This is a genomic window from Streptomyces kebangsaanensis (assembly GCF_001906585.1).
Classification (GTDB): domain Bacteria; phylum Actinomycetota; class Actinomycetes; order Streptomycetales; family Streptomycetaceae; genus Streptomyces; species Streptomyces kebangsaanensis.
Genome location: NZ_JUJA01000157.1, coordinates 255665 through 265075 on the forward strand (window position 1 = coordinate 255665; position 9411 = coordinate 265075).

7 protein-coding genes and 1 pseudogene are annotated in these 9411 nt (G+C 76.2%); all 8 read right to left on the minus strand.

What is annotated here, in order from left to right; all coding sequences use genetic code 11:
- Positions 1-27: 27 nt before the first annotated feature.
- Positions 28-453 (minus strand): phage tail protein, encoded by a 426-nt coding sequence (locus RH94_RS28365; protein WP_073951191.1) that lies wholly within the window; start codon positions 451-453, stop codon positions 28-30.
- A gap of 29 nt (positions 454-482) precedes the next feature.
- Positions 483-2285 (minus strand): hypothetical protein, encoded by a 1803-nt coding sequence (locus RH94_RS28370; protein WP_143204088.1) that lies wholly within the window; start codon positions 2283-2285, stop codon positions 483-485.
- A gap of 1480 nt (positions 2286-3765) precedes the next feature.
- Positions 3766-3924: a DUF6760 family protein gene (locus RH94_RS41590; RefSeq protein WP_199881077.1), complete on the minus strand. Its 159-nt coding sequence runs from the start codon at positions 3922-3924 to the stop codon at positions 3766-3768.
- Positions 3921-4415, minus strand: a complete 495-nt coding sequence (locus tag RH94_RS28375; RefSeq protein WP_073951193.1) for a zinc-ribbon domain-containing protein — start codon at positions 4413-4415, stop codon at positions 3921-3923. The genes RH94_RS41590 and RH94_RS28375 overlap by 4 nt, the downstream gene beginning before the upstream one ends.
- Complete coding sequence (locus tag RH94_RS28380) at positions 4412-4852, minus strand: phage tail protein (protein ID WP_073951194.1); 441 nt, start codon at positions 4850-4852, stop codon at positions 4412-4414. The genes RH94_RS28375 and RH94_RS28380 overlap by 4 nt, the downstream gene beginning before the upstream one ends.
- A 34-nt stretch (positions 4853-4886) precedes the next feature.
- Positions 4887-6440, minus strand: coding sequence for a phage tail sheath family protein (locus tag RH94_RS28385; RefSeq protein ID WP_073951195.1), 1554 nt, complete (start codon positions 6438-6440; stop codon positions 4887-4889).
- A gap of 860 nt (positions 6441-7300) precedes the next feature.
- The coding region (locus RH94_RS44875) for an ATP-binding protein (RefSeq protein ID WP_234426100.1) at positions 7301-8116 on the minus strand (816 nt) is incomplete at its 5' end.
- A 1-nt stretch (position 8117) separates the two neighbouring features.
- Positions 8118-9405: pseudogene (locus RH94_RS44880) on the minus strand (ATP-binding protein); the annotation flags it as partial.
- Positions 9406-9411: the final 6 nt, after the last annotated feature.

Consider the following 9411-nt stretch of genomic DNA (forward strand, 5'->3'; position numbering starts at 1 on the left):
GTGCGGGGACGGACTCGTGGGCGGGTGTCAGGAGGGAAACAGCCCCTCATGGGCGATCTCCAGGGACTCCACCGCGGCCTCCGAGCTGGCGGGGTCGAAGGACGGCCCCTGCCAGCGCACCGGGACGATCCCGAACACCTGCCAGCTGACGATCGGGGTCAAGTCCGGTTTCAGTGCCACGATCTCGCCGTCCTTGGGCTCCACCCGTCGCAGCGTCTCGTCGAGCCAGCGGCCGATCTTCGCCGTGTCGGCGGTGACAGGCCGGGTAAGGGTGATGTTCGACCAGGTCACGCGCCCGGGCAGGTGCCAGGTGAAGCCGTTGTTGCCGCCCTCCTGGTAGCTCTCCATCTCGACCTCGGCGCCCATGCCGGAGCAGGTGTGGAAGGCGCCCAGGTCGTTGCCGCCGATCGCGAGCCGGAAGAACACGCTCGTCGCGAAGATGCTGTCGGTCATGCGTCCGTCATCCGTTCCGTGCCGCGCCCTCAGCGGCGTCCGTCGTAGGGGCGGCCCGTACGTTCCCGGCCGCGCCGCAGCTCGGTGCGCAGGAGCCGGGCCATCGGGTCGAGCAGGCGGCGCGCCAGGTCGTCCAGGTCGACGCCGGGGTCCTGCGGTGTCTCGGCGCGCCGGGCCGAGTCCCTGCCGGGGGCGGCCGGTGCGGAGGCCGATCGCGGCCGGCCGCGCGCCGGCTCCGACCGGGCCGGTACGCCCCTGGACACGGTCGCGCCGCCGGTGCCGGTGATGTCGCGCTGGACCGGGGGTGCCGCCCGGCCGGTCCCGCTGCCCGCCGCCCGGCCGGTCCCGCTGCCCGCCGCCGGGCCGGGTCCCGGGGTACCGGTCGCCGGCCGGACCACGGGGATGGCCCCCGTCGGGGCCGGAGCGGCCGGCGGGCGGTCCGTGAGCGGCGGCGTCCGGAGGGAGGTGACCGGCAGGGACCGCGCCGGCAGGTCGGTGGCCGGGGCGGCCGCGCCGGGCGTCCCCCGGTGGGGCGGCGCGGGGCGGACCACCGGTACGCGCCGGACGGAGCCCGGGGAGCCGGTCCTTCGTACGCCCGGGCCCTGCGGTCCCTGGGGCGCGGTCGCGGCCCGCTGGACCTGCGGCGTCGCCGGGGAGAGCGCGGACGGGCCCGGCGTCGGCCGCGCGGGCGCCCCGGTGGACGGCACGGGGCCGCTCCGGGCGGCGGCGGGAGCGCCGGCCCGGCGTGCCGCCACGACGGGACGGCCGCCGGAGCCGGAGGCGGCAGGCGGTGCCATCCCTTCCGGGGCCCGGGTGTTGAGGCCGAGCGGGCGCAGGGCGAGCAGCGGGAGGGCACGGGGTACCGCCGGGGCGCAGTGCGCTGCGGAGCGGGTCGCGGTCGGAGGGTGCCGGTCGGCCGCGTCGGGGGCCGGGGCGCCTCCGGCGCCTGCGGCCACGGCCCGGGCGACGACGACCGGGCCCGGGGCTTTGGGGTCCCGGGGCCGTTGCCCGCCGGCGCCCGGCGGGCCGGACGTCACGCCGGGTCGTCGCGCGTCCCCGGCCGGGCCGTCCGTGTCCGCGGTGCCTTCCGGTGCCGTTCGGTGGGACACGGCGGCCGGGGACGGCATCGTCAGCGGCGTGGCGGGCCCGTTCGCCTGGTCCGTGGGGCCGGGCGATGTGGTGCCCCCGGTGGCGGAGTGGTCCGCGAGGCGGCGCTGGACGCCGCCCGCCCCCAGCAGGGGCCCGTCCGCTCCGGTCCCTCCCGGCGCGAGGGGCGCGGTGCGCGGTGCGGTCCCGGTGGGCGTCGGGGTGCGGTCCGTGGTGGGCGGTACCGGAGCGGCTCCGGACCTTCGGTCCTGGCGCACCGGAGCGCGCTGGATGTCCTGGCCGGGCACCGTACGGGAGGCGCGGGCGCCGGACGTGGCGGATCCGGGCAGGTCGGCGCTCGGCGGCAGAGCGGACAGCGGCGCCCCCAGACCGCCGCGCGTGCGTGCCCCGCGGCGGCCGGGACCGGGGGGCCGGCGCGGGGCGCCGGCCGGGGCGGCGGGGCTGTCCGGGGCGGCGGGGCTGTCCGGGGCGCCGTCGGCCGTCCCCTTCGCGCCGACGCCGTACGGGCCCGGGGTGCCGACCGTGCCCTCCGTCCGGCGCTGGACGACGGGCAGCACGGGGCCGGACCCGGCTCCGGCGCCGGGCGCGGGGGGCGCGGTGGGAGCGCCCCCCGCCAACGGGACGGCTTTAGGGGGCAGTTCGTTCAGCGGGGCGCCGAGCGGCGCACGGCTTCCCGCGCGCGTGGCGGGGTGCTGTGCGGGCGCGGTGGAGCGCTCCCCCGTCACCGCCGGTGCGCTCGTGGAGGGGGCGGGGCCGTGTGCGTCAGGGGCTGTGCCATTACCGGGCGCCGGGGTGGCGGCGGGCCGCACGGCGGCGACGCGGCGCACGGGTCCGGCCTGGCGCCGCGCGGTGGTCAGGCGAGGCCCCACCGGGCGGAGCCGGACGGCCGGGCGGGACACCTCTGCGCCGGAGGAACGGGATGCACGTGGTTCCTCCGCCTGCCGGCCTCCCCGGGCGGCCGGTGTCCCTGTCGCCCCCGTTGCGGTGCGTTGTACGGCCGGGCCGGAAGGCGTCCGACTCCCGGAACCGGCTTGCGACCGGGACGCGCGCCCGGAGTCGGGCTCGGGCGCGCCGGACCGTGTCTCCGAAGCGGGCCCGCCGGAAGCGGGTCGGGCCGCGCCACCGTCGGCGTCCGCACCCGGGACCACCGACACACGTCGTACCAGCGGAATCTCCGGAGCGGCCGGCCGGCGGCCGGTGTCGGCGGGGGTGACCACCGGGCCGGCGTCCGGCTGCGCGGCCCGTTGGACAGAGGAAGGTGCCGAGGAGAGCACGGCGGGGGAATCCGCGGACGTGATGCCACGGGTCGGCGAGGCCTTGCCCGGACGTCCCTCCCCCGCAGCGCTGTTGTCACCGGAACGCGCGACCACAGGTCCGGGCCCGGAGCCCGCGTCGGCCGCTCCCGCGCCACGTGAGCCGCTACGGGAGCCGCTACGGGAAGGCCTCGCGGCGTACGGCGTCGTACCGGACGGAGCCGACCTGGACGAGCCCGAACCGGACGGCGTCGTACCGGAGGGCGCCGTCCGGGACGGAGCCGACCTGGACGAGCCCGAACCGGACGGCGTCGTACCGGAGGGCGCCGTCCGGTACGGAGCCGACCTGGACGAGCCCGAACCGGAGCCCGACGAACCCGACCGCGTCCCCGGACCCGTCCGACGCGCAGACGGCGCTGTCCGGGCGGCCGGCGGCCGACCCGCGCCGTCCGGGTTCCCGGCGTCCGACGCATCGCCCTGCGCCCCGACCGCCCCCTCCGGCCGAACTGCCCGGAGCAGCAGAGGCCCCCCGCCGGCATGGGTGGCCTGCGGGGCGACCGGGCCGGTGACGCCCCGCACCAGCCCGGTCGGGGCGGTGGGCAGCAGGGCGTGGCCCAGGCCGGCGTCGAACGACGGGTTCTGCCAGGCGGCGAGGCCGTCGCGGAAGGCGAGGCCGTCGCTGACGCCGAGCGGGGCGCGGGCCACGGTGAGTTCCGGCGGTGCGGTCCGGCGCCAGCCGCCGTCCCAGTCGCCGGGCACGGAGGGACCCGCGTCGCCGGACACGGACGGCCCCCGGCCGCCGGGCGCGCTTCGGTCCGGGCCGTCGCCGGACGGACCGCCCGCTCCGGCGCCCGAGCGCTCCGCGGGCTCCGTGGGCCCCGTGCGCCCCGGACGGTCCGCGGTGTCCGGCCCGGCGGCCCGGCGGCGCAGCCTGTCCCGCCATGCCATGCGCTCAACCGCCTTCGTTCATACGGGTGTTGATGCGAGCGATCTCATCCACCCACTGCCGGCGTTCGCCGTGGGTCAGGTCGAGGATCTCCTCGCGTGGCCAGTGGAAGTGGTAGGCGATGTACGCGATCTCCTCCCGGAGCCGGGGAAGGGCGTACGTCACGATTCCCCCAGGCGCCCACCCGAGAGGTCGACCTCGAAGCCGCCCTCGCAGTGCGGGCACGTCACCGCCGCGCGGGTGTGGCCCTCGCTGTTGACGCGGCGGTAGAAGTCCTGGAGGAAGGCGACGTCGGTGGCGTACATCCGCTCCACGATCCCGGCGTGCACATCGGTGATCGTGCCGAGCCGGGTGATCACCTGGCTCAGCAGCACCACACTCAGGTACGCCGGGTTCTCCTTGACCCGCAGGTCGATCTGGGGCCGCAGCTCGTCACGGGCGGTGGCCAGGCGCATCGCGCCGTGGCGGTGCACGGAGCCCGCCTCGTCCACGTACCCGCGCGGCAGCTCGAACTCGAACTCGGTGCGCAGCCCGTGTTCCTCGCGGGGCGGCGGAACGGCGGCGGGGGTCGCCGCCGTCTGCTCCCCTGCCGGGGCGGGCGCCGTCACCTGGAGGATCTCCTCCAGGTTGCCCGCCGTCACCGTACGGCGCCTCATTCGACGACGATCTCCTCGAACACGATCGTGACGGACTCGGTGGCCGCGGACGACTCCCCCGCCTTCAGGGACGGGCCCTCCCACTTGGAGGCCCAGCCCTGCATCAGCTGGATGCGGCGGACCGTGTTGCCCTCGGAGTCCTTGATCTCGATGGTGAGGTTCTGCCGCGCGGAGTTCACGGCCCCCTTGTTCAGGGTCTCCTTGATCCATTTGGTGAACTCGCTGCTCTTGTCGAGTCCCCGGGTGATCGTGACCTCGCCGGCCTGCCGGGCGCCGGGCTGCTTGCGGATGATCTGCTTGCCCTCCGCGCTGACCTGCCTGACCTCGACGACCTCCTCCTCGACGGTCAGCCCGCTGATCTCCTGGATCGACTCGACCAGGTAGCCGCCGAGCTGCACGCCGAAGACGTGGGTGGAAAGAGCGTCGCCCTCTGCCATGACTGTCTGTCACCTTTCCTTGCCGACCCGCGGGTCACTCGTCGATGAGGCTGGTGCTGTCGGAGAACTGGGCCAGCCGGAACACCACGAACTCCGCGGGTTTGACCGGTGAGACACCGATCTCGCAGATGACCCGGCCCTGGTCGATGGACTCCGGCGGGTTGTTGTCCCGGTCGCACTTCACGTAGAACGCCTCCTCGGCGGTGCGGCCGAACAGCGCGCCCCGGCGCCACTCCTCGGTGAGGAACGCCGTGACGTTGCGCCGGATGCTCGACCAGAGCCGGTCGTCGTTCGGTTCGAAGACCACCCACTGGGTGCCCAGGAGGATCGATTCCTCCAGGTAGTTGAACAGGCGGCGCACGTTCAGGTAGCGCCAGGCCGGGTCGGAGGAGAGGGTGCGGGCGCCCCACACCCGGATGCCCCGGCCGGGGAAGGCCCGTACGCAGTTCACGCCGATCGGGTTGAGCAGGTCCTGCTCGCCCTTGCTGAGCCGGACCTCCAGGTCCACCGCGCCGCGGACCACCTCGTTGGCGGGCGCCTTGTGCACACCGCGCTCGGCGTCGCTGCGCGCCCACACACCGGAGATGTGACCGCTCGGCGGGACGGTGGTGTTGCGTCCGGCGGCCGGGTCGAAAACCCGCACCCACGGGTAGTAGAGGGCGGCGTACCGGGAGTCGTAGCCCGCCTCGTCGTTGCGCCAGGTGCGCACCTGCTGGGCGGAGAGCCCGGGCGGGGTGTCCAGGACGGCCACCCGGTCGCCCATCTGCTCGCAGTGCGCGATCACGGCGAGCTGCACGGTGCGTACGCCCTCGGCGTCGATGTCGCCGCGCTGGTGGGCGCTCATCAGGTCCGGCACCGCGACCATGGTGATCTCGTCGATGGTCTCCAGGCCGCCGAACCCGGTGCGGGCCGCGGCGTCGCCGACGTACTCGGCCGGGTCGAGGCGGGCCACCTCGCCGGAGGAGGCGGGCGCGGCCGGGGCGTCGGGCAGGGCCACGGTCTGGCCGGCGGGCCTGCTCTGGGTGGCGCCCTGCTCCTCGGTGACCTCGACGAGCCTGGAGGCGCGGGCCTGGTTGACCAGGTACCCCTTGACGTTCTTGCGGGTGGAGACCTCGTACGTCTCCGCCACCTGGCCGCCCTGGCGGACCAGGACCTTGAAGCGGTCCTCCGGCGGGTTCTCGCCGTCCGCGTCGGCGATCTCCACCGACACCCCGGAGACGCCGGGCCGGGCCGCGAACAGGAAGCCGCCGAGCTTCACCGGCTCCACCGCCCTGTTCTCCCGCCGCCGGGCGCCGTCGGCCGCCGGGGCGGAGGAGTCCTCGGCGGAGCCGCCGATCCGCACGATGTACGCGGCGCCGCCGCCGTTGGCGAAGTACCCGTAGACCGCGTGGGCCAGGTACGTGCCCTCGGTGAAACCGCCGAACAGCCGGGTGTACTGGTCCCAGCCGGTGACCAGCGTCGGCGCGTGGAACGGACCGCTCTGGGCGAACCCGACGAACGCGGCGACGGCGGTACCGACCCCCTCGATCGGTCGGGCACCGGACTGCACCTCCTCCACGTACACGCCCGGGGTGAGGTACGTCGGCATGCTCGCTCCTTAACGTCCTTGCGGGTCACCTGTGTCCGGGCCGAGTCTGCGCGACGGGTCCGCCGGGGCGACAGGGACGTGCGGACCTGGGCGGGGGCAGGACCGCTGCCTTTCCCTGCTCCCGCCAACCGCCCGGCCGCCACCCGGACCTGCCCTCGTTCTGCCCGTACGGACCTGGATGCCCCGCTCGCCCGCGCGGTCCACTGGGGCCGCGGCAGGAGTGCGCCGACGAGGAAGCAGCAGATGCGGACGTCCGGATCGCGCGCCGAGCGGACCGAGAACGCGCAGCCGGCACGCGGCCCGGCCGCCACCCGCCGAAAGACGCCCTCGGGCGGCTCCGCCGTACCGCCCCCGCTCACCGCCGGCACGCTCCGCGCGGCGCAGCGCGCGACGGGCAACGCCGCGGCGGCCGAGGGGGACAGGGCCGCCGCGCGGCCGCTCTTCGCGTTCCTGGACGAGATCCGGGCGGTACTCGGCTCGACCGCGGCCGACAAGAAGGCCCTGCACAACATGCCCGCCAACCTGGAGACGGGGCCGGCGAGCGACATCGGGCGAGGGGACCCGGGGTCCGGAAGCGACTTCGACTACACGCCCGGGGGCGCGATGACGCCACGGTCGAACGAGCTGAAGGAGGCGCTGAACCTGGCGAAGGAGCCGACCGTCGACTGGCAGGCCCTCGCGAACCGGCCGAGGGAGGCGCGGCGCCTGCACGCGGAGCAGTACGGAGGCGTCGTCCTCTCCCCGCCCGCCGCCGAGAAGTGGGAAAAGTGGGCGACAAGTGGAAGAAGGCCTTCGCCCGAGGTCTTCCCCGCCGGGGCCGGGAGACTGCCCCGACCGGTGCGCGTCGCGCCGCCCGCGCCTCAGGCGTCGAGGGCCTGTGCCAGGTACGGCCCGAACTCGCCCTCCAGGACCAGCCGTCCGAGCTTGCGGTACTCCTGGGCGACCGCTGTCACCACCTGCCGCATGGTGAGCGGCTCTCCGGACTCCGCCGCGAGGTAGGCCGCGGTCACCGCGCAGGCCCGGATGGAGCCGCCGGCCAGTTCGAAGCGGTCCGCGCAGAAGGCGAGGTCCAGGTCGTCGGAGCGGGGCAGCCGGTCGCCCAGGCACCGCTCCCACAGGGCGAGGCGCTGCCCGGAGTCGGGCACCGGGAAGTCCGCCACCACGTCCAGGCGGCGCGTGAACGCCTCGTCCAGGTTGGCCCGCAGGTTGGTGGTCAGCACCGCGATCCCGTCGAACGACTCCATGCGCTGGAGCAGGTACGCCGACTCGATGTTGGCGTGCCGGTCGTGCGCGTCCTTCACCTCCGATCGTTTACCGAAGATCGCGTCGGCCTCGTCGAAGAGCAGCACCGCGTTGACCGCCGACGCCTCGGTGAAGATCCGCTCCAGGTTCTTCTCGGTCTCCCCCACGTACTTGTCGACGACCGTGGACAGGTCCACGACGTACAGGTCCATGCCCAGGTCCGCCGCGACGACCTCGGCGGACATGGTCTTGCCGGTGCCCGACTCGCCGGCGAACAGCGCGATCACGCCGCGGCCGCGGCCGCCGCCGGGCCGCATCCCCCACTGCCCGAGCACCTGCTCGCGGTGGCGGGCGCGCAGCGCGAGTTCGCGCAGCCGCCGGTGGGTGGCCGGCGGGAGCACCAGGTCGTCCCAGCCGATCGCCGGCTCCACCCGNGGGCGAGCCGGTCGAGCCCCGCGCCGTTCTGGGCCCGCACGGCGGCGCGCAGGTCGTCGGGGCCGACCGGGCGTCCCGCGAGGGCGGCCGTGCGTGCCGCCACGCCGGCTGCGCGGCGCAGCTGCCCCGAGTCCAGGCGGTGCGCGGCGACCGCCCGGGCGAGTGCCTCCGCGTCGCCCGCCACGGAGCCGTCCCCGGCGGCCCGGCCGAGAGCGTGCCGCCAGCGCTCGGCCTGCCGCTCGGGGGACGGCGCCGACACGGTCAGGACCACGGGGGTGTCGGCCGCCCACGCCGGGTCCCAGCCGACGGTGCCGTACGTCATCAGGGGGATCCCCCGCAGCGCCGCGCACAACGTCCCCAGCGTGCGGGCGCGTTCGACGGGTTGCCCGGGCAGCGCCTCCAGGGGGCCGAGGACGATCCCGGAGCCGGTCAGGCGGGCTTCGAGCGCGGCGGCCCGGGCGAGCTCCGGTACGTCGCCGGAGCGCCGGGCGAGCGCCGCCGCGTCCAGGACGAGCGGGAGCGGCCCGACCGCGCGCAGGGCGGCGACGGCCAGGCCCGCGGCGTCGCCGCCCCGGCTGCGCAGGTGGACGAGGCCGATGCCGGTCCTGGCCGCGGCCGCCGCCCGGTGGACCTCCGCCGCCTCGGCGGCCGGGTCCTCCCCGGCTTCGCCGAGTACCCCGGCGAGCCGGGCGTCGGGCCGGGCGTTTCCCAGGAGGTGCCCGGTGACCCGGTCGGGAACCACCAGTACTCGTGACAGTGGCGGCCGTTCCGGCTCGGTGATCTCCACCAGGCCGGCCTCGACCAGCGGCGCGCCGGGGGCGAGCCGGAAGCGGGCGGACGCCGTCCCGCCGAGCCCGCACAGTTCCAGGGCGAGCCCGACCGTGGGCCGGCGGCGCGTCAGGTCGTCGTTGAGGTAGCCGTAGAGCCGTTCGAACCGCGCGTCCAGGTCGGGCGCCACGGCGACCAGCAGCAGGTCCAGGTCCAGCGAGGACAGGCCGAAGCGCCGGGCGAGTCCGTCGAGGACGGAACCGGCCGGCGGCTGCCAGGGCTCGCGGGCGGGCCGGTCGGGACCGCCCGGCTCGTCCAGGATGCGGGCCGCCGCCTCGGGGGTGAGGTACTGGCCCCGGTACGGGTCGTCGGGGTCGGGATCGGCGGCGCGGCGGACCGCCACGGCGTGCCGTACCCGCTCCTCGACCGCGCGCAGCCGCGTCCACAGGTGCTCCACGTCGGCGGGGACGCCTTCGGCACCGGGTCGGACCGCCGCTCGGGCGGTGTTCCGGGCGGCCACGGCGGG